Raw genomic sequence first — 21073 nt, forward strand, 5'->3', positions numbered from 1 at the left:
GCCGTATCATAATGTAATGGCGGAGAGCGAGGGATTCGAACCCCCGGACCTGTTACAGTCAACGGTTTTCAAGACCGCCGCATTCGACCACTCTGCCAGCTCTCCGATAAATCTTAATGCAATACCTCAGTCGTCGGCTTTGGCATCCGCGGCAATTGCTCCTGCATTGCTCTACTAAGCGACATCCATGTAGCGATCGGCAATTGCTCCTGTTTGCAATGGGCCGATTTGTAATGGGATTATATCCGATTGGTTAAATTCAGGCTATCAGTTGTATGGGTTCACCCCATATTGCACTTTTTGTTGTTGTCAATGATAACCTGAACAGGCGTTTTCAGTGCAAGCCCTTTGTGGGGTTGGATGGCGTTGTATTTGATCAGCCAATCGGCCAATTTTTGGTTGAATAAAGCCAGGTTGTCGAACAGTAGGCTCTCGTGATAATCGACCAACTGCTCTTGGATGGTGCGGTTGAAGCGCTCGGCGCAGGGGTTCATTTTGTTCGTATCATCCCTGAAACGAATCCGCTTCGCGGACTAGGCGCCATTTCGCTCCCGGCGAAATGGTGGGCGAGCGGGGATAAGGCTGCCAGTGGGTAATGCGGTGCAGGTCAAGGCGTTGCTGGAAGCGGCTCATGAATTCGGAGCCATTGTCTTCGATCCTAAAGCGCGGCGGTTGTGGCAGCCGTTGACACAGCGCGTCAAGGGCGATGGCAGCCTGCTGGCTGGACTGGGCGAAGGCGATAGCGAAGCGGGAGTGGGGGTTGATGAAGGTGAGCAGGTAGCGGCGCAGTCCATCGCGCAGGCGCACCACGGTATCGCAGGCGAACACTTCAAGCGGCTGATGCTTGAAGCATTTGAGCTTACGGGTTTTGCGTTTACGGTTGAGCGGTCTGTGGCGGCCGCAGGCATCCAGTCGAGTGGGGGACGTGGCGCATTTTGTTTGGGTCGCGGGCGATGATGCGGCCGATGGCGGAGACACTGGGCAGCGCGATGTCTTGCTGCCTGCGCCAGGGTCGCAGCAAGACCCGCAGTTTGGCTTTGCCGAGGTTGGGGAATTGCTCGCGCAGCCAGCGGATTTGCCGCACCAGCATTGGTGCTGTGGCTGTCGCCAGCGCATGGAGGTGCAGGATTTGGCAGTCAGGGCTGCCGGGTCGCCGTCGGCTTGGCGCACTGTTTCCAGCGATAAAGCGTTCTGCGACTGACATTGAAGGCATCACTGGTCGCGGCTGCGCCATGATTCGCGAAGAAACCGAGGATTTTGAGGCGTTGTTGGGCATGTTTGGAAGCCATCTCCCAAAGCTGCCCTAGACAGGCTACGCGGTAAAGCCTTTGTTCGGTATCCGACATGCTGGATTTGCATGGCTCTCCTTCTGCATCGGAGCGCCAAAGGTATCTGAGCTTATACAGGCTATCAGTGCGCTTAACATTGTGATAATGGATATGTTGAGATTTTCTTGTTAAATTACATGGATGATGTTACTGCCGCCTCTCACCAAGCCGCTTACCAGTGCGCTCCTGCAGTCGCTGAATTTAATCAATCACGGGTTTTTTACCCGTTTGGGCGGAGTGTCGACGGGAGAATTTGAGTCGCTCAATTGCAGTCGGTTTTCAGGCGATAATCTGGAATCCATCCAGGCAAATCGCAGCCGGGTTAAGCGCAGTCTGGATGCTGGTTTACTGTTCAGCCTGAAACAGATTCACGGCAATAATGTTGTCGTCATCGATGGCCAAAGCGATAACGAAAAAGTGATCGAGGCGGATGCTCTGGTAACTTGCACGGCGGATCTTGCTTTGGGCGTTATGGGGGCGGATTGTGCCGGCGTATTGTTTGCGGATGCGGTAAATCGGGTTATCGGCGCGGCGCATGGTGGATGGCAGGGCGCGCTGTGCGGGGTGACGGACAATGTAGTTGGTGCGATGTGTGATCTTGGCGCTAATAAAAATCATATCGTCGCCGTTATCGGTCCGGCGATTCAAAAGCAGTCATATGAGGTCGGGGATGAATTCGCCGCAAGGTTCTTGAAGCAATCAGAAATTGCCTGCCACGATTGTTTTAGTCTGGGAGAAAATGGGCAAGGTATATGCTTTGATTTGCCGCTCTATCTTGAGCATAGACTGTTGAGCGCAGCGGTCAGTCAGGTTGATCGATTAACCGAGGACACCTATGCCGACGAAAAACGATTTTTTAGTTATCGACGAAGTCGCCACCGCGGGCATCAGTTCTGCGGACGACAAATTAACGCAATTTGTCTTAAGTAGGCACAGCAGCACGGCAGTTGAACCAGCGAAATAAAATGTCCGGGTTCAGACACAAATGAGATTATTAGCGGATGATCTGTTCTATGATTTGGCTGGATTTAACCTGACCATTCCAGAGTGGTCAGGTGGCTTGGCAGTGGCTTGGCGAGGCTAAAGCCTCACTTCCGGCAATCATGCCCATTTCGGACGCGGGACTTTAGTCCCGCCATCTTGGCAGTGGCTTGGCGAGGCTAAAGCCTCACTTCCGGCGATTATGCCCATTTCGGACGCGGGACTTTAGTCCCGCCATCTTGGCAATGGCTTGGCGAGGCTAAAGCCTCACTTCCGGCAATCATGCCCATTTTGGACGCGGGACTTTAGTCCCGCCATCTTGGCAATGGCTTGGCGAGGCTAAAGCCTCACTTTCGGCAATCATGCCCATTTCGGAGGCGGGACTTTAGTCCCGCCATCTTGGCAGTGGCTTGGCGAGGCTAAAGCCTCGCTTCCGGCAATCATGCCCATTTCGGACGCGGGACTTTAGTCCCGCAATCTTGGCAATGACTTGGCGAGGCTAAAGCCTCACTTTCGGCAATCATGCCCATTTCGGAGGCGGGACTTTAGTCCCGCCATCTTGGCAATGACTTGGCGAGGCTAAAGCCTCACTTCCGGCAATCATGCCCATTTCGGAGGCGGGACTTTAGTCCCGCCATCTTGGCAATGGCTTGGCGAGGCTAAAGCCTCACTTTCGGCAATCATGCCCATTTCGGAGGCGGGACTTTAGTCCCGCCATCTTGGCAGTGGCTTGGCGAGGCTAAAGCCTCGCTTCCGGCAATCATGCCCATTTCGGACGCGGGACTTTAGTCCCGCCATCTTGGCAGTGGCTTGGCGAGGCTAAAGCCTCGCTTCCGGCAATCATGCCCATTTCGGAGGCGGGACTTTAGTCCCGCAATCTGCAACTGACCTTGGCGACCTGATTTTGTCTCATACATGGTGAACCCGGACACAAAATATCGATCCTGCGTAATTAACCATAAATTAACCGTATAATCGCGCTCCAAATTATTCCACTTCCATGAGCACACTCACAGATCAAATCCAGCGGCGGCGCACCTTCGCCATCATTTCCCATCCGGATGCCGGCAAAACCACGCTGACCGAGCGGCTATTGCAATATGGCGGCGCGATACAACTAGCGGGTACGGTTAAAGCGCGAAAAAGTTCGCGCTATGCCACCTCGGACTGGATGGCGTTGGAAAAACAACGGGGAATATCGGTAACCTCTTCGGTCATGCAATTCCCGTACAGGGATCGAATTGTCAACCTGCTGGATACCCCGGGGCACGCGGATTTTTCCGAGGATACCTATCGCACGTTAACCGCCGTGGATTCCGCGCTGATGGTTATCGACATTGCCAAAGGGGTCGAGCAGCGAACGGTGAAACTGATGGCTATATGCCGACTTCGGGATACGCCAATCATGACCTTTGTGAACAAAATGGATCGGGAGGGGCGCGATGCCATCGACATCATGGACCAGGTGGAACAAATCCTGAAAATTAAATGCGCGCCGATGACCTGGCCGATCGGGATGGGCAAAACATTTGTCGGCGTTTATCGTCTTTACGATGACACCATCCATTTATTCGCCGGGCGCGGCGGCTTGCCCGAGGATATGTTCATCGTTGGGTTGGACAGCCCGGAACTGGACAAAAAAATTGGCGGATTGGCTGCGGAATTACGCGATGAAATGGAATTGGTTCAGGGCGCAAGCCATGAATTCGATAAAATCGATTATCTAAAAGGCGGATTAACCCCGGTGTTTTTTGGCTCTGCATTGAACCGGCAAGGAACAGATGAGCTGATGGATAACTTTGTCGATTTTGCGCCATCGCCGCAACCCAGAGCCGCCGAAATCAAAGAAGCTGAAACCCGGCAAGCCACGACTAGAAAAGTTGTCGCGACCGAGCCAAAATTCAGCGGCTTTGTATTTAAGATACAGGCGAATATGGATCCATCCCACCACGATCGCGTGGCGTTTTTGCGGATTACCTCAGGGCAATTTGACAAGGGCATGAAAGTGCGCCACGTGCGCGCTGGAAAAACCATTACAGTGCAAAACGCCCATACCTTTATGGCCGCAAAAAGAGACAATACCGAGCGCGCGTTTGCCGGAGATATTTTAGGATTGCACAGTCATGGCACGATTCAAATTGGCGATACTTTTACTCAAGGCGAACAGCTCAAATTCACTGGCATTCCCAACTTCGCACCAGAATTATTTCGGCGGATTCGCCTGGCCGACCCACTGCGTGCTAAAGCGCTGCAAAAGGGGTTGACTCAACTCAGTGAAGAGGGGGCAACCCAGGTATTTCGCCCTTTTACCAGCAATGATTTAGTGCTGGGTGCGGTGGGTATTCTTCAATTTGATGTTGTTGTCCATCGACTAAAAGCTGAATACAACGTGGAGTGCGTTTTTGATGCCGCACCGATCAGTACGGCACGTTGGATATATTTCAAGAATCCGGGCGATGAAACCGAATTTCGGAGAAGGAATGAGCAGAATTTGTCTCTGGATGCCTTGGATACGCTGACTTATCTTGCGCCGAATCGTGCAAATTTACAGCTGGCCATAGAACGCTGGCCAGAGGTGGCGTTTCACGCCACCCGGGAGTTCTAGTTACTTTCAGTGAATTAATAATTGTCGAATGAATAATCACGCGATGAATCCTGTTTTAGCTGAAGTTTACAGGAACAATGTTGTTGAATCCTGCCACCGGGGAAGCGCTGTTGTAGTCGATAGCAAGGGCAAGACGGTACTGGCGATCGGCGATACCGATAGAAAAATTTACCCGCGGTCTTCGCTGAAATTGTTCCAGGCTATTCCGCTGTTGGAATCCGGCGCAGCCGATCAATTCAAGCTGTCTGATAAAGAAATCGCATTGGCTTGCGCTTCTCACAACGCCGAGCAATTTCATATTGATGCCGTGCACAACTGGCTTCATCGACTGGGTCTTGATACAGACGATTTGGAATGCGGCCCCGATTTTCCGATGTCCGATGCCCTGAATTCAACGAGCAAGCGTAAGCTATTGACAGACCGGGGAGAACCGGCCCGAGTGTACCAAAATTGCTCGGGCAAGCATTGCGGCATGCTCACGCTCGCTCGGCATCTTGGCGTGCAGACTAACGGCTACAGCGAGTACCAGCATCCCACCCAACAAGCCTGGATGAAAACTTTTTCCGAACTGGTCGGGATTGATGCAACAACACTGGATTGGGAAAGAGATGGTTGTGGATTGCCCGCAATTTGTGTGCCCATGGAGCGTGTCGCCTATGGTTGGGCGCTATTCGCTAATCCTGAAGTGGTGGGCGGCAGGCGCGGGCAGGCGATGTCAAGAATAATGTCTTCCATTCAGGCGCATCCGCAAATGATTGCCGGAACCGGTCGTTGCTGTACTGATGTCATCAAGGCGACAGGCGGTTTTGTGGTGGTTAAAACCGGCGCAGAAGGCGTTTACGCGGGTGTGCTGCCTGAACTGGGATTAGGATTGACTCTTAAAATCGACGACGGCGCAACTCGCGGCAGCGAGGTCGCTTTAGGCGGGTTGTTAATGAAACTGGGTGCAATTGACTCCGAGATTCGCGAGCAGCTTGGCCGCCATTTTGAGCCCATCATTTACAACACTCAAAAGAAAGCAACCGGGAAAATTATGGCAGCTTCGATCTGGATGAGTGGTTGAATATTCAACGGCAATGACGGTGGGTGGGATGTTGGCAACGAAACCGCCTTCCCCTCTCAACCCTGTCACAATCTCAAAAAGTCGCAATCCAATCGCAAGCGATTTGAATGCGACATAAGGGGCAGTAATTTTCGGTGTAGCCGAAAAACTGCCCCTAATTAAAAAACCCGGACAATCGTTCAACCGCGATGTCGATGTGCTGTTTGGATAAATCCTTGTGGGTGACCATGCGTATGGGGTTTGGTCCGTTAAACAGAACCCCGTTTTGCTTTCCGAAGCGGTGAAATTCATCGACGCTGCCGCGAGCTAAATTAAAAAAAACCATATTTGTGTTGGCCTGACCGTAGGCAAACTCGATATCCTTGAATTGTTTCAATTGCCCGAACAAGTAGGTTGCCAGGGCATGATCGTCTTTTAATCTTTCAACATTGTTTTCCAGGGCAAACAGCCCCGCAGCCGCAAGCATGCCGCACTGTCGCATACCGCCACCGACGGTTTTCCGCCATCGTCTGGCTGTTTCCATGAACTCTTGAGAACCACAAAGCACCGACCCCACCGGCGCGCCCAAACCTTTGGACAGGCAAATCGAAACCGAATCGAAATGGCGGGTTATCTGCGATACATCGACACCGAGTGCCGCCGCCGCATTAAACACCCTGGCGCCATCGAGGTGAATATTTATTTTATGGGCGCGACAAAGTTCAGCGGCCTCGACGATATAGTCGACCACGACGGCCTGGCCTTCGGTGGTGGTGTTTTCCAATGCCAACAGGCGGGTTTTGGCGAAATGAATATCATCTTCTTTTATGACGGCTTCGATTTTTTCCAGCGCCAGGATGCCGTTTGGTTCGCGCTCGATGGGTTGCGGCTGAATTCCGCCCAAAGCGGCCGCCCCACCCCCTTCAAACTTATAGGTATGCGCGTTTTGAGCGACGATATATTCATCACCGCGCTGGCAGTGACTGAGCAAGGCAACCAGGTTGCTCTGAGTCCCGGATGGAAAATACAATGCAGACTCGTGGCCAGCCATTTCAGCCATGCGCTCCTGCAATGCGGTCACAGTCGGGTCTTCGCCGTAAACGTCATCACCTAATTGTGCAGCCAACATGGCCTGCTTCATGCCTTCGCAGGGCTGGGTGACGGTATCGCTTCTAAGGTCTATTATGGGCTCTGTCATTGACGGGCTCCCTGGCGATTCTGGTGTTATTGGAGAATAAGCGCAACTATAATCCAGCACTATAATCCAACACGGAAATATTTCAATTGATTTTAACCTGTACGTTGTGCGCGGATTCAAGCCATGCCATGCCAATGACAGCCAAATGAATGCCCCGATTCATAAAGGCAACGATAAATCTGGACTTAATTCCGAGGCGTTGTTATAAGGCTTGCGAAATTCTCGGTTTTTATTAAATTCGCGCTCAATACTCGGCAATCCTTTTTTACAACTTTTCTGATATTTTATACATGAGCATGCCCGACTTAATCACCATGCCCAATGGTGAAAAACCCCAGCCCACTTTTTCCGCAGACGAAATGGAAAGCCGTTTGTGCGGGCTCAGAATTGTCATGGCCGACCATAACATAGACGCTGTTCTGTTTACTTCCTACCACAACATCAATTATTACAGCGATTTTTTATATTGCTCTTTCGGGCGGCCATATGGATTGGTGGTTGATGAAAAAAATCAAACGTCTATTTCAGCCAATCTGGATGGCGGCCAGCCCTATCGCCGAACCTACGGGGATAATTTGATTTTCACCGACTGGCGGCAGGATAATTATTTTCGGGCAGTGCAAAAGCTGGTCGGCGGCGCAAAAACCGTGGGCATTGAATTCGACCACATCAATATTCAAAACCTGGAGAAGTTGAAAGCGGCGCTGCCGGATTCAAAAATTGTGGATATCGCTGCACTCGCTACGCCGTTGCGGATGATCAAGTCCGAAGAAGAAATCGCGCATATCACCAAAATGACCGCCATCGCCGACCTCGGCGGCGCGGCCTGCGCACAAGCCGTAGGCGCGGGTGTTGCCGAGCATGAAGTGGCGCTGCATTCTACCCAAACCATGGTTCGGGAAATCGCCAAAACCTGGCCCGATGGCGAATTGCTGGATACCTGGACCTGGTTTCAATCGGGGATTAATACCGATGGCGCGCACAATCCGGTGACCTCCAGAAAGATTGAAAAGGGCGATATTCTCAGCCTGAATTGCTTTCCGATGGTGGCTGGTTACTATGTCGCGCTGGAGCGCACTTTGTTTTGTGAATCGGCAACCGATGAGCATATTCGACTATGGGAAATCAACTGCCAGGTGCACGATGCCGGCAAGGCATTGATAAAGCCCGGCGTGCGCTGCTGCGACATTGCCAATGCGTTGAACGAAATTTATGCCGAGCACAATTTATTGCAATACCGCACTTTTGGCTATGGTCATTCCTTTGGCGTGCTTTGTCATTACTACGGCCGTGAAGCCGGATTGGAACTGCGCGAGGATATTGAAACCGTTCTGAAACCCCATATGGTGATTTCCATGGAACCGATGATCACGCTGCCCGAGGGCTTGCCCGGCGCCGGCGGCTATCGCGAGCATGACATTCTGGTTGTTACCGAACACGGCAATAGAAATATTACTGGATATCCATATGGCCCGACGCATAATATAATCGAATAGCGGCGGGTTGTCTCGAACCGTGTTTTATCGCAGTCTGATGTTTGTCGTGGTCGAAGATACGGAGAAATTGTTCCTTTCAAACAAAGAGAAATTGATTTGAATTATTTTGAAGAAAGTCAACAAAACTTAAAAAACAACCATGCACAACCTAACCTGCCTTGAACAATTGATAACAACCTTCGACCGTAATCGCGAAGCTTATCTATCCGGCAAGTTCAATGAAACGCAAGTCAGGGTGGAGTTCATCAACCCGTTGTTTGAACTGCTTGGCTGGGATGTTCATAACAAGCGAGGCTACGCGGAATCTTATAAAGATGTTTACCATGAAGACGCCGTGCTTATTGAGGGGGCGAATAAAGGGGCGACCAAAGCTCCGGATTATGCGTTTCGCATCGGCGGCACACGAAAATTCTTTCTCGAAGCGAAAAAACCTTCCGTTAATATCAAGGGCGACCCGGGTCCGGCTTTTCAACTGCGGCGTTATGGCTGGTCAGCCAAACTGCCGCTGAGCATTCTCACCGATTTTGAGGAATTCGCGGTTTATGATTGCCGGGTGAAACCGGTAAAAAACGATAACGCCTCCAAAGCCAGAACCCTCTACTTCACCTACAATCAGTATCTGGATAAATGGGATGAAATCCATGCCGTTTTCTCCCGCGAAGCGGTGCTCAAAGGCTCATTCGATAAATACGCCGATTCGTATAAAACCAAGCGCGGCACCGCGCAAGTGGATGACGCTTTTCTCGCCGAGATAGAAGGCTGGCGCGGCAATTTGGCGCGCAACCTGGCTTTGCGAAATCCGGCTTTGACCCAGCGCGAACTCAATTTTTCCGTCTTGAGAATCATTGACCGGATAATTTTCCTGCGGATGTGCGAAGACCGGGAAATCGAGCCCTACGGTCAATTACAAAATTTGCTTGATGGCACCGGAATTTATTCTCGTCTTACCCGATATTTCAAAAACGCGGATGATAAATACAATTCCGGCCTGTTTCATTTCAACAATGAAAAGGGCCGCCCGACGCAAGCGGATGAACTGACCCTGCAACTCAAAATAGACGACAAGGTTCTTAAGGACATCTTGAAAACCGTCTATTACCCGCAAAGCCCTTACGAGTTTTCGGTATTTCCCTCGGAAACTCTGGGCCAGGTTTATGAACAATTTTTGGGCAAGGTCATCACCCTTACCCCAAAACATCAGGCAAGGATTATAGAAAAGCCGGAAGTCAAAAAAGCCGGCGGCGTTTATTACACGCCAAAATATATTGTCGATTACATCGTCGGGCAAACCGTTGGCAAGCTGCTCGCCGGTAAACGCCCGGCCGCGCCAGCGGTAAAAAATTTGAAGGTGCTGGATCCGGCCTGCGGCTCCGGTTCATTCCTGCTGGGCGCCTATCAATATATTCTCGCCTGGTATTGCGACCAATATGTGAAAGCCGGGGTTGATCAGCATAAAAAAGTGATCTATCAAACGCAAGGCGGGGAATGGCGGCTGACCACAGCCGAGCGAAAGCGCATTCTCCTGCAGCATATTCATGGCGTGGACATCGATATTCAGGCGGTGGAAACCAGCAAGCTTTCCCTGTTGCTGCAAGTGCTTGAAGGCGAGTCCAGCGAAACTTTGAAACGGCAGCTGTCCCTGCTCAAAGAGCGGGCATTGCCGGATTTAGGCGACAACATCAAATGCGGCAATGCGCTGATCGCCGCGGATTTTTACGATAACCAGCAAACCGGCCTGTTTGATGAGGCTGAGCAATATCGGATTAACATCTTCGATTGGCGCGCCGAGTTCCCGGACATCATGCAAGCCGGCGGATTCGATGCGGTCATCGGCAACCCGCCTTATGTGCGGCAGGAAACTCTGGGCCGCGACAAAGCCTATTTTCAAAAGAAGTTCAAGGTCTATCACGGCATGGCCGACCTGTACGCCTATTTTATTGAGCAAGGTATCACGCTGACTAAGCAGGGCGGCTATTTTTCCTACATCGTTTCCAACAAGTGGATGCGCGCTAATTACGGGAAGGGATTACGGCTGTATCTCCAGCAACAATGCATCGAAGAAATAGTGGATTTTGGCGATCTGCCGGTTTTCAAGACTGCCACTGCCTACCCTTGTATCCTTGGCGTCAGTAAAAATGCGCCAAAAAACACGCTGAACATCACCGAGGTGAAGACCCTGGCGTTCCAGGATTTAAGCGATTATGTACTGCAAAAACACCATGCCATCGACCGTAAATCCCTAAGCAAACAGGGTTGGCACTTGGCGAACAAGAAAACCCAATCTCTGTTGGTAAAATTAAAAACCCAAGGCACGCCTTTGAGAGATTATGTGAATGGGAAAATTTATTATGGAATAAAAACCGGCTTCAACAAAGCGTTTGTCATAGATGCCCAAACGCGAAACCGCTTAATCAAAGAAGACGCCAATAGCAAAGAATTGATCAAGCCATTTTTGGGTGGGCGGGATATAAAGCGTTATCAATGTCTCTCTAATGACAAGTTTTTGATCTTCGCCCGGCGCGGCATCAATATCAAAAACTACCCTACGGTTGAGAAATACTTGCAGCAGTTTAGAAAACAACTCACGCCAAAACCCAAGAACTGGAGCGGAAGGAAGTGGGAAGGTCGTGCGTCGGGCGGTTATAAATGGTATGAACTGCAAAGTGCTGTGGATTATTATGCCGAATTTGAAAAGCCTAAAATAATTATTCCGGCCATCGTTCAAAAGGCTTCTTATGCTTTTGACAAAGATGGATTTTTCTCCAACGATAAAACATCGATTATTTCAGCGGATGCCCCTTATTTGCTTGGCCTTTTAAATTCTAAAATTTCAGATTTTGTACTGCATTCTATTGCCTCTACCAAGCGGGGTGGTTATTTTGAATATAAGCCTATGTATGTAGCACAACTACCTATCCGCAAAATTGACTTCTCCAACCCCGAAGAAAAAACCAGGCATAACCAGATGGTGGCGTTAGTCGAGCAAATACAGGAGCTAAACAAAAAACTTGCCGCAACCAAAACCGCGCATGAAAAAACCGTCCTGCAACGTCAGATAGACGCCACCGACCGGCAAATTGATCAACGGGTCTATGAACTTTATGATTTAACCAAAGCGGAAATCAAAATCATCGAAGACAGCGTAAACTGAGCCGGGCCGAATGGCGCGCGCCGGCCGTGATGGCATGAAAACAGGTGCGCGTATCTGCTAAAATCGAGCGCACAACCCGCTTTAGTTATCTTGAACCTTTTTGACAGGCAGACCGTGCGTTTACACATTCAAAAATTGGTGCGCTATGTCGATGAAACTTATATCGAAGGCGGCAAACCAGCGCAACGACCTTGGGTCATGGGCGGGGTGGTCACTGCCAACCCTTGGGCCGGCAAGGGGTTTGTTGAAGATCTGCGAACCGATATTTTAGCTTTGGCGGCGCCGCTGGGAGAAAAAGGGCGCCGGCTTTGCTGAGATAGGCGACGCGAATATCGTGAAAGCCTGAAAACCCACCCAAAATATAAGATGCCTAAGATGCCGCCCAAACCTTACCCCCGCCACCTTATTGCGCTTGTCGGCTTGGCCACGATATGGTGTTTGCTGTCCGGGCGCTACACCGCTCTATTATTATCTTTAGGGGCGTTGTCTTGCCTGGTTAGCTATGGGTTTTACCAAAAAATAGTCGGGCAGACCAAAATTGCCAGCCTAAGATTCCACCCCTGGAAGCAACTTATCTACACATTTTGGCTGATAGGAGAAATTGTGAAATCAAGCATAGCCGTGATTGGCGCGATATTTAATACCAAAAAATTAGCGCCGCAGTTTTTTGATGTTGAAGTCAGTGGTCTGGATGAGATGGGTCGGGTAATTTATGCTAACTCAATCACCCGCACACCGGGAACCGTCAGCGTCGATGTGAGTGAAACAGAAATCCAGGTGCACGGGTTGCTGGCGCGTTCAAAAGCCGGTTTGATGGATAACAAAATGCTGGCAAAAGTGCGCCAACTGGCCGCCAACAGATAACCAACGGAAACGATTTATTTCCAATGCAAAGCATTTATTTGTTGACGCTGATCATTCTTTTGGTTGCCAACCTGTGTTCATTAATTCGAGCGGGGCTAGGTCCAACATTGTTTGATCGCATTCTGGCTGCCAACACATTTGGCAGCCAGACTATTTTATTGATTGCGATTTATTTCTTTGCCACCGGGCATCCGCAGTACATCGATATTGCCTTGCTGTATGCCTTGATCCACTATGTCGGCAGCATTGCGTTAGTGGATTATTTTAATCGCCAAGATGAACCGATGGGCGCGCCAACGGATGGGTCGACAACCAATGGGACGGCGGATGATTGAAATTATTGGCGCGACGGTGTTACTTATTGGGGCCGGTATTGTGCTGATCGGCGCGATTGGATTATTGCGCTTCCCGGATTTTTACTGTCGCCTTCACAGTGCTGGCGTGATCGATACGCTGGGGTCGGGTATGACTCTGCTTGGTCTGCTGTTGTTGGCCGGATCTCTGGTCGTCGCCGCCAAGATTTTGATGGTTGGCATCCTTATATTTTTTCTTTCCCCGGTGGTCGCTCATGCGCTGGCAAAATCCGCGCGGCAATCTGGAATCGGCATTCAGCAAGCCGTAACAAAACAAGGCCGCAACAAACAAAACCGCAACAAACAAACGTGGTCGGGCAATTACCGTGATTAATACGGTTGTTGACATTGGCTTGCTGGGCCTGTTGCTGGCAACGACACTATTGATAATGCGCAGCCAAAGTGCGTTGTCGATTACCATTCTATCGTCAATTTACAGTTTAATACTCTGCGCCCTGTTTGTGGTGCTGGATGCGGTGGATGTGGCTTTTACTGAAGCCGCAGTGGGGGCGGGAATTTCATTGATATTGTTTGTTGCCGTCATCCGGCACAATGACGAGCCAAGCAATAACAAACCGGGCAATAACAAACCGGGCAATAACAAACCGGGCAATAACAAACTGGGCACTGACGCGCCAGGATTGAAGTCTGCCTGGCCCTCCGGGCTATCCATCTGCCTTGGATTGGCGCTCGGTATTTTGCTCATTTCAGGCACCACAGACATGCCATTGTATGGCGATCCAGCGGCAGCCATCCACCATTATTTGGCGCCGCGCTTTCTTGGTCAGTCGGCCGCTGAGATCGGCATTCCAAACGTGGTAACCTCGGTGCTGGCTAGCTATCGAGGCTACGATACACTGGGAGAAGTGGTGGTGATTTTTACTGCTGGAATGGCGGTATTACTGTTGCTGGCGGAGGGGGCGGTTACAACTAAACCGCTCGGCAAACAGCCTGGGCTTTGGTCTCGGCGCGACCCGCTCATTTCAAACCCGGTGCTAAAAACAGTGTTGTTGCGATTTATCCCAATCGTGATTTTGTTTGCATTGTATGTGCAATTTCATGGTGACTATGGTCCCGGCGGCGGCTTCCAGGCCGGGGTCATTTTCGGTGCCGGACTGATTACGTTTGGCCTGCTTACCGATTCGGAAAAATTGCAAAGCGTAATCAGCGAAAGAATAGTCATATCAGGCATGGCCTGCGGTGTTCTGCTATACGGCTCGGTGGGTGTGGCGGCGCTTTTTTTTGGCGGGGATTTTCTCGATTATTCTGTTTTTAATTACTCGGTGCTGTCTGAGTCGCAAACAGCCGGGCAACACCTAGGGGTTTTTCTGATTGAACTCGGAGTCGGCATCACGGTGGCATCGACCATAGTGTCGCTATTTATAAGTTTTAATCGGCGCCATTTTAATCAAAGCCAGGATGAATTTCCGGGATGAGCGCCTTTGAAACTTTGTTCGGCGGCCTGCCCGGATTGCTCAATTACTGGATAGCGATCGCATTATTGGTCTGTGGATTGATCATAGTCATGGATAGTCGCAATCTCATCAAAAAACTAATTGGACTTAACATTTTTCAATCTGCGGTATTTTTACTGTTTATCACCATGGGGAAAGTGAGCCAAGGCCATCCGCCCATCCTGCCGTCCATCATGCCCGCAGCGAATGTAGAAGGGGCGATTTCCAATTTCAGCAATCCTTTGCCGCATGCACTGATCCTTACCGCTATTGTGGTCGGGGTGGCAACCACGGCCGTCGGCCTGGCGCTAATCGTTCGAATTCGTCGCGCCTATGGCACTGTTCACGAAGACCAGATAATGGATAAACCGGAAGTGGAACCGGAAATCATGCCATGACCGACCTCCTGAGTCGGCACCTACCCATTCTACAGGTCGTTGTTCCTCTGCTGATTTCGCCTTTTTGCGTTGTCCTGGGCAGTCGTAATTTGGCACGGATATTAATGGTATCGACCGCGGTTGTCATGTTTGCGATCAGCGCGATGCTGCTCGGCGGCGTATTCAATGGCGAAGTTTATATCTATCATCTGGGTGGCTGGGCCGCGCCGTGGGGAATCGAATACCGGGTTGATCATTTAACCGCGTTTGTATTGTTCACCATCAACCTGATCCATCTATTAGCGTCGATATTTTGTTTGGGCAGGACCGACGACAATATCGGCCACGCCGCCCGCCCGGTTTTTTACACGGCCTGGCTGCTCTGCATTGCCGGGTTGAATGGCATGGTGGTGACCAACGATGCATTCAATGTTTTCGTATTTCTTGAAATCAGCTCGCTGGCTGCCTATATGCTGATCAGTTGCGGCCGCGACCCCAAAGCGATACTGGCCGCTTATCGTTATCTGATTGTAGGCGCAGTCGGGGCAACATTTGTGTTGCTGTCGATTGGTCTTTTGTATATGCAAACCGGCACCCTGAATATTTCCGATCTCTCCCGAATCATCGCCGAACGCGGTGCCGACCGGACAATAATTATGGCGTTGTCATTTTTTATTATCGGAATCGGCATCAAGTGCGCGATATTTCCGTTGCATGACTGGCTGCCGAATGCATATAGTTTTGCACCGAATTCAGTCACCGTTCTTTTGTCCGGGACGGCCACAAAAGTAGCGCTCTACGTCATGCTGCGATTTTTGCATGACTTGTTTGGCGCGAATTTCAGTTTTACCGAAATGCCCCTGGATATCGTGTTAATACTCTGTGCGATTTTGGGAATGTTGCTGGCGCCGATAGCCGCGTTGCGGGAATCAAACCTGAAACGCATGTTTGCTTGGTCAAGCGTGGCGCAGATTTCCTATATCGTCATGGGCATTGGGATAGGCACTACCGCCGGAACGGCGGCCGCTTTGCTGCATTTGTTTAACCACTCGATTATCAAGGCGGCGATATTCATGGCGGTCGGCATCGTCATCGCCCGCACCGGCACTGCCCGAATCAAGCTTTTGGGCGGCGTTGCCCACGGCCATCGGTTTGCCTGCTACGCCATGTTGTTCGGCGGGCTCGGCTTGATTGGCATTCCGGGCACGGTGGGTTTTGTCAGCAAATGGGTATTGGTGACGGCGGCGGTGGAGAAAGGCTGGTGGTGGTTAGCCATCCCTGTGCTTGCAGGATCATTAGTCAGTGCCGCCTATGTTTGGCGTATCGTCGAAACCCTGTGGACGAAACCGACCGCCATGGAAGGTGGGAGTGCAGATATTGCAAGGAGCAAATATCTGCCCGCGGCAATCAATCTCGGCCATATGCCAAACACAGGCGGCGCGCCGCTCCACATCGTTGAATGGTTGCCTTTAATGGTGTTGACCGGGTTGGCCCTGTGGTTCGGGCTTAATGCCTCATTCACAAGCGATCTTGCGATACGGGCAGCGGCCAGCCTGATTAACCCCGAATCCATGAGTCTAAGCCAATGACCCCGATTGGGCTGGCTGTGCTGATTCCTTTTATTGGCGCTTGCGGGGTTGTGGCGACGCGGAAATCTCCGCTGATTCGAAACTGTGTGCTGGTTATCTCAGGTTTGGTCAATCTTTTTCTGTTGGTTTATTTACTGCTGGGCCGAGAAAATTATGACTCGGTTCAGGTTTTATTCGAAACCCTGCCGGGATTAAGAATTGCTTTTCATATTGAGCCTCTGGGATTGATATTCGCGTTAACCGCCGGGTCGCTGTGGCCGATTACATCGGTGTATGCCATCGGCTATTTAAATGCCGGTAACGACCCGCATCAAACCCGATTCCACGCCTTGTTTTGTGTCGCCATGGGCAGCGCCATGGGCATCGCTTTCGCAGAAAACTTGTTTACCCTGTTTCTGTTTTATGAAATCCTGACCTTTTCCACCTGGCCGCTGGTTACCCACAGCAGAACACCCAAAGCCATCGCCGCAGGTCGGGTCTATCTCGGCGTGCTGTTGACCACCTCATTGATTTTGTTTTTACTGGCCATTGTTTTGGTCGGCAGCTACGGCAGCGGATTGTCATTTATTCCCGGTGGTGTGCTGTCAAATGTGTCGCCGACCCTTACCGCCGTATTGCTATTGCTGTTTCTGTTCGGGATTGGCAAGGCGGCAGTCATGCCTTTTCACCGCTGGCTGCCTAACGCCATGGTTGCGCCCGCACCGGTGAGCGCGTTGCTGCATGCCGTGGCCGTGGTAAAGGCAGGGGTTTTTTCGATCCTGAAGATCAGCGTCTATATTTTTGGGTTTGACGCGTTGTCGTCCCTGCGTCTGAACGATATTATGCTGCACGATATTATTTTGTGGATACCCGCAATCACTATTCTATTGGCATCGGTAATCGCGATGCGGCAGGACGACATAAAAGCGCGCCTGGCTTACTCCACGGTCAGCCAACTCTCCTATATCGTGTTAGGAGCGCTGATGGCCAATCAGATGGGGATGATTGGCGGCGCAATTCACATCACCATGCACGCTTTTGGCAAAATCACGCTGTTTTTCTGTGCCGGTGCGATCATTGTTTTTTCGAGCAAGAACAAGGTCTCAGAAATGAACGGATTGGGCCGATCAATGCCCTGGACATTCGTTGCATTTTTTATCGCCGCATTGTCCATCGCAGGTCTGCCGCCTACCGGCGGCGTTTGGAGCAAATGGTATCTCGCTTTGGCGACTCTGGAGACCGGGCAGTTTGGTTTGCTTGCGGTGCTGATGATCAGCTCGCTGTTAAACGTGTATTACCTGTTATCCATTCCGCTCAGGGCATTTTTCCTGCCGGCTGATGAGCCACCGCAGGCGTTGGAAAATCGTGCGTCCATGGTCGCGCCATTGACACTTACCGCAGCAGTTAGCCTGCTGCTTTTCTTCATCGCCGATGGGTTGGCGAGTTTCATTGGAGAAATTCAACCATGATGAAAAAATTTACTTCATTGTCGATAGGGCTGCAACGCGGCTTAAAAATATTTTTCGTATTATGCGCGCTGGTGACCTTGCTCGATTTTATTGTTCTCGGTTTTATCGGCGCCGACCACAGTCAGCATTGGTGGAACTTTTTCGGCTTCCACAGTTTGTACGGATTTGCCGCCTGCGTGGTGTTGGTGCTGGTTGCCACGGCGCTACGTCGCATCGTTATGCGGGATGAAGACTACTATGATTAACGCACCATTTTTAGTTTTCTTCATCGGCGCAGCTATCGTTCTGGCACTGCCGGGACGCTCAGAGCGATCCGGGCGATTACGAAAAATTGTGATGCTGGCAGTGCCGCTGGCAGGGTTAATCAATCTGCTGACCTTAGACCAGACCACGGTGTGGCAATTACAGTGGCTTGACCTTGACCTGGTGCTTTTCACCAGCGACCGATTAAGTTTTATTTTTGGCATACTGTTTCATATCGCCGCGATCATCGCCACAATCTATGCCTGGCATGTCAAAGACCGCCCCCAGCAAGCGGTCGCGCTATTGTATCCCGGCAGTGCCCTTGGCATCGTTTTCGCCGGTGATTTTTTGACCCTGTTCGTATTTTGGGAATGCCTGGCGTTAACCTCGGTATTTTTTATCACCGCTAGGGCAACCCCGCGGGCAATTAAATCCGCGATCCGATATCTGGTGTTTCAGGTCGTGTCGGGCGTGCTCTTGTTGACCGGCAGCTTGTTGATGCTTCACCAAACCGGCGGCATTGCGATTGGGCCGTTGGACATGACCGACCCCGGGGCGATATTTTTTCTGCTTGCTTTCGGCATAAAGGCGGCCTTCCCGATGTTGCACAACTGGTTGACCGATGCCTATCCAGAAGCCACAGTCAGCGGCACAGTGTTTCTCGGCGCGTTCACCACCAAGGTCGCGGTCTACGTTTTAGCGCGAACGTTCACGGGATTGGACGCATTGATTTACATCGGCATGGCGATGGCATGCTTCCCGATTTTCTACGCGGTCATCGAGAATGATTTAAGACGGGTGCTGAGTTACAGCATGATTAACCAGATTGGATTCATGGTTTGCGGCATCGGCATTGGCACCGAGCTGGCTGTGAACGGGGCCGTGGCGCATGCCTTCAACGATGTCATTTTCAAGGGCTTGTTAATGATGTCTATGGGCGCAGTATTATTCCGAACCGGCGACATGCGCGCATCCAATCTTGGCGGGTTGTTCCGAACCATGCCAAAAACCACCGCGCTTTGTCTGGTCGGCGCAGCCTCGATTTCAGCGTTCCCGTTGTTTAGCGGATTCGTCAGCAAATCCATGGTGATGGCGGCGTTGCTGCTGCAACACCATGAATTCGTTTGGCTAGCCATGCTGTTTGCGTCTGCCGGGGTATTCCACCACGCCGGCATTAAAATTCCCTATTTCGCCTTCTTCGCCCACGACTCCGGATTGCGTCCTGAAGAAGCCCCTCGGCACATGTTAATCGCCATGAGCATTGCCGCAGCGTTGTGTATTTTTGTCGGCAGTTTTCCGCAGTTGCTTTACCGCCACCTTCCATTTGCTGTGGACTATGCGCCTTTCGAGCTTCCGCATGTGGTTGAGCAGGTTCAACTGCTATTCTTTTCTGCCCTGGCCTTCATCTGGTTGCAGTTAAAAAACATCTACCCCGCGGAACTCAAATCCACCAACATCGACAGCGAATGGCTTTATCGAAAATTTTGGCCGGCGATTTATACTACAGCCTGTGCGATAGCGCAAAAACTGCACCTTGGAATTAACGGTTTCGCGTCAGCGACTGCGACGATGCTAACGCCGATGGCAAGAAAACAATCTTATGATTTGCTGATGCCCTGGTCGGTGCGCGCTATGCTCATGGTTGTCATGGCTTTCCTGGGTGTTGTGCTGGGGTTGTTTTACCTCGTCTAGTTATTCTTAGAACGTGGCATCGAGTATAGATTTAATAAACTAATGTATTTTAATTCAGGCTCGTGGCCGTTCCTTGAAAATATTAGGGTTGCAACGTTGAGCTACTTGTCAGGGCATTTGTAAATTATTGCAGCATCAATAGGGTTGACAATATAACCAATAAGGTTGACAATATTATTCTTTAAGGTTGACAATCAAGGTATTGACTTATGGTAGGTATTCGTAAAAGAGGTGAAGATATCCGCCAATTTATATTAAATAATGTTGAGCATAACCCGAAAGATATAGTTGCTCTTACATCTCGTGCATACGATATATCCAGACAGGCAGTAAACAAGCACATTAAACGTCTTGTTGAAAAAAACGCACTTTTAGAGCGTGGCGCAACCAGGAATAAGCGTTATATTTTGCATCCATTAGTTAAATGGGAACACATCTATACTTTAAATGGCACTTTGGCAGAGGATGCGGTTTGGCGCGGAGATATTTCTGAGTTTATAAATGACTTGCCAGATAACGTCATTGATATTTGGCACTATGGTTTTACTGAAATACTTAACAATGCAATTGACCACTCATCTGGCACGCAAGTACATATACAGATTACAAAAACTGCTACTACAACTGAAATCGTAATATATGACGATGGCGAAGGTATCTTTAAGAAAATTCAGCGCGAATTAGAATTGAGTGATGAGCGCCATTCAGTTTTAGAGCTGGCTAAAGGTAAATTAACAACTGACCCAGACAATCACACTGGTGAAGGGATTTTCTTTAGCTCACGTATGTTTGATGATTTTGCAATATTGTCTGGCAGTGTATGTTTTTCACACAAACATGATCAAGTTGAAGATTGGATTTTAGAGCGTCAAAAATTTCAATCTGGTACGGGTGTATTTATGGTGTTATTCAATAACACAGCAAGAACACCAAAATCTGTCTTTGATAAGTTTACATCTGGAGATGATTACGGCTTTACCAAAACTGTCGTCCCAGTCCGATTAACACAGTACGGCCATGATAATCTGGTTTCTCGCTCTCAAGCTAAAAGACTGTTAGCGGGGGTTGAGAAATTTGAAACTGTTATTTTTGATTTTGATAATGTTGAAACGATTGGGCAAGCGTTTGCTGATGAAATATTTCGTGTTTTCAAATTGCAGCAACCAGATATGGAATTAATTTACTTGAATTCCAACGAGCAAGTAACACAAATGATTACACGAGCCTTGTCGCGAGAGTAGCCCTAACGCTT

General features: G+C 50.2%; 21 protein-coding genes and 1 tRNA gene. 18 read left to right on the forward strand and 4 right to left on the reverse strand.

Going from position 1 to position 21073, the window contains the following annotated elements; genetic code table 11:
- Positions 1-17 precede the first annotated feature (17 nt).
- Positions 18-105, reverse strand: a tRNA-Ser gene (locus ACPXXB_RS00955).
- 176 nt (positions 106-281) lie between these two features.
- The gene (locus ACPXXB_RS00960; RefSeq protein ID WP_423908390.1) at positions 282-494 is read right to left on the reverse strand and encodes an integrase core domain-containing protein; all 213 of its coding nucleotides are present in this window, start codon (positions 492-494) and stop codon (positions 282-284) included.
- A gap of 94 nt (positions 495-588) precedes the next feature.
- On the opposite strand from ACPXXB_RS00960, the gene ACPXXB_RS00965 reads away from it, so the two are divergent.
- Together ACPXXB_RS00965 and ACPXXB_RS00970 are read left to right on the forward strand one after the other, a co-directional pair.
- Complete coding sequence (locus ACPXXB_RS00965) at positions 589-957, forward strand: hypothetical protein (RefSeq protein WP_423908392.1); 369 nt, start codon at positions 589-591, stop codon at positions 955-957.
- Entirely contained in the window at positions 926-1201 is a 276-nt protein-coding gene (locus tag ACPXXB_RS00970) for a hypothetical protein (protein WP_423908394.1), read from the forward strand. The genes ACPXXB_RS00965 and ACPXXB_RS00970 overlap by 32 nt, the downstream gene beginning before the upstream one ends.
- On the opposite strand, the gene ACPXXB_RS00975 is transcribed toward ACPXXB_RS00970, so the two are convergent.
- Positions 1137-1346, reverse strand: coding sequence for a helix-turn-helix domain-containing protein (locus ACPXXB_RS00975; RefSeq protein ID WP_423908396.1), 210 nt, complete (start codon positions 1344-1346; stop codon positions 1137-1139). The genes ACPXXB_RS00970 and ACPXXB_RS00975 overlap by 65 nt on opposite strands.
- Before the next feature lie 123 nt (positions 1347-1469).
- Here ACPXXB_RS00975 and pgeF point away from each other — a divergent pair, with 123 nt between their 5' ends.
- The 3 genes from pgeF (at position 1470) to ACPXXB_RS00990 (ending at position 5977) form a co-directional block, all read left to right on the forward strand.
- Positions 1470-2258, forward strand: coding sequence for a peptidoglycan editing factor PgeF (gene pgeF / locus ACPXXB_RS00980; RefSeq protein ID WP_423908398.1), 789 nt, complete (start codon positions 1470-1472; stop codon positions 2256-2258).
- A gap of 1051 nt (positions 2259-3309) precedes the next feature.
- Entirely contained in the window at positions 3310-4914 is a 1605-nt protein-coding gene (locus ACPXXB_RS00985) for a peptide chain release factor 3 (protein ID WP_423908399.1), read from the forward strand.
- A gap of 28 nt (positions 4915-4942) precedes the next feature.
- Positions 4943-5977 (forward strand): asparaginase, encoded by a 1035-nt coding sequence (locus ACPXXB_RS00990; RefSeq protein ID WP_423908401.1) that lies wholly within the window; start codon positions 4943-4945, stop codon positions 5975-5977.
- A 154-nt stretch (positions 5978-6131) separates the two neighbouring features.
- Here the strand turns inward: ACPXXB_RS00990 and ltaE are convergent, their stop codons facing one another.
- Complete coding sequence (gene ltaE, locus ACPXXB_RS00995) at positions 6132-7154, reverse strand: low-specificity L-threonine aldolase (RefSeq protein WP_423908402.1); 1023 nt, start codon at positions 7152-7154, stop codon at positions 6132-6134.
- 290 nt (positions 7155-7444) lie between these two features.
- Between ltaE and ACPXXB_RS01000 the strand changes: the two genes are divergently transcribed.
- The 13 genes from ACPXXB_RS01000 (at position 7445) to ACPXXB_RS01060 (ending at position 21062) form a co-directional block, all read left to right on the forward strand.
- A complete protein-coding gene (locus ACPXXB_RS01000; RefSeq protein ID WP_423908404.1) occupies positions 7445-8650 on the forward strand; it encodes an aminopeptidase P family protein in 1206 nt (401 codons plus the stop codon).
- Positions 8651-8789: 139 nt separating this feature from the next.
- Entirely contained in the window at positions 8790-11801 is a 3012-nt protein-coding gene (locus ACPXXB_RS01005; RefSeq protein ID WP_423908406.1) for an Eco57I restriction-modification methylase domain-containing protein, read from the forward strand.
- 90 nt (positions 11802-11891) lie between these two features.
- Positions 11892-12116, forward strand: a complete 225-nt coding sequence (locus tag ACPXXB_RS01010) for an amino acid synthesis family protein (RefSeq protein WP_423908408.1) — start codon at positions 11892-11894, stop codon at positions 12114-12116.
- Between the two features lie 51 nt (positions 12117-12167).
- Positions 12168-12665: a Na+/H+ antiporter subunit E gene (locus tag ACPXXB_RS01015; RefSeq protein ID WP_423908410.1), complete on the forward strand. Its 498-nt coding sequence runs from the start codon at positions 12168-12170 to the stop codon at positions 12663-12665.
- A gap of 23 nt (positions 12666-12688) precedes the next feature.
- On the forward strand, positions 12689-13000 hold the full coding sequence (locus ACPXXB_RS01020; RefSeq protein WP_423908412.1) for a monovalent cation/H+ antiporter complex subunit F: 312 nt from the start codon (positions 12689-12691) through the stop codon (positions 12998-13000).
- Entirely contained in the window at positions 12993-13352 is a 360-nt protein-coding gene (gene mnhG / locus ACPXXB_RS01025; protein WP_423908413.1) for a monovalent cation/H(+) antiporter subunit G, read from the forward strand. The genes ACPXXB_RS01020 and mnhG overlap by 8 nt, the downstream gene beginning before the upstream one ends.
- Entirely contained in the window at positions 13345-14454 is a 1110-nt protein-coding gene (locus tag ACPXXB_RS01030) for a Na(+)/H(+) antiporter subunit B (RefSeq protein ID WP_423908415.1), read from the forward strand. The genes mnhG and ACPXXB_RS01030 overlap by 8 nt, the downstream gene beginning before the upstream one ends.
- Positions 14451-14870, forward strand: a complete 420-nt coding sequence (locus ACPXXB_RS01035; RefSeq protein WP_423908416.1) for a cation:proton antiporter subunit C — start codon at positions 14451-14453, stop codon at positions 14868-14870. The genes ACPXXB_RS01030 and ACPXXB_RS01035 overlap by 4 nt, the downstream gene beginning before the upstream one ends.
- Positions 14867-16438 (forward strand): monovalent cation/H+ antiporter subunit D family protein, encoded by a 1572-nt coding sequence (locus ACPXXB_RS01040; protein ID WP_423908418.1) that lies wholly within the window; start codon positions 14867-14869, stop codon positions 16436-16438. The genes ACPXXB_RS01035 and ACPXXB_RS01040 overlap by 4 nt, the downstream gene beginning before the upstream one ends.
- Entirely contained in the window at positions 16435-17886 is a 1452-nt protein-coding gene (locus ACPXXB_RS01045; RefSeq protein ID WP_423908419.1) for a proton-conducting transporter membrane subunit, read from the forward strand. Before ACPXXB_RS01040 ends, ACPXXB_RS01045 begins: the two co-directional genes overlap by 4 nt.
- Positions 17883-18131 carry a hypothetical protein gene (locus ACPXXB_RS01050; protein ID WP_423908421.1) on the forward strand — a complete coding sequence of 83 codons (249 nt, stop codon included), beginning with the start codon at positions 17883-17885 and terminating at the stop codon, positions 18129-18131. The genes ACPXXB_RS01045 and ACPXXB_RS01050 overlap by 4 nt, the downstream gene beginning before the upstream one ends.
- Positions 18124-19821: a Na(+)/H(+) antiporter subunit D gene (locus ACPXXB_RS01055; RefSeq protein ID WP_423908423.1), complete on the forward strand. Its 1698-nt coding sequence runs from the start codon at positions 18124-18126 to the stop codon at positions 19819-19821. The genes ACPXXB_RS01050 and ACPXXB_RS01055 overlap by 8 nt, the downstream gene beginning before the upstream one ends.
- A 209-nt stretch (positions 19822-20030) precedes the next feature.
- A complete protein-coding gene (locus ACPXXB_RS01060; protein WP_423908425.1) occupies positions 20031-21062 on the forward strand; it encodes an STAS-like domain-containing protein in 1032 nt (343 codons plus the stop codon).
- Positions 21063-21073 lie beyond the last annotated feature (11 nt).

It is taken from the genome of Candidatus Spongiihabitans sp., from assembly GCF_965237845.1.
In the GTDB taxonomy this organism is placed as follows: domain Bacteria; phylum Pseudomonadota; class Gammaproteobacteria; order Arenicellales; family Poriferihabitantaceae; genus Spongiihabitans.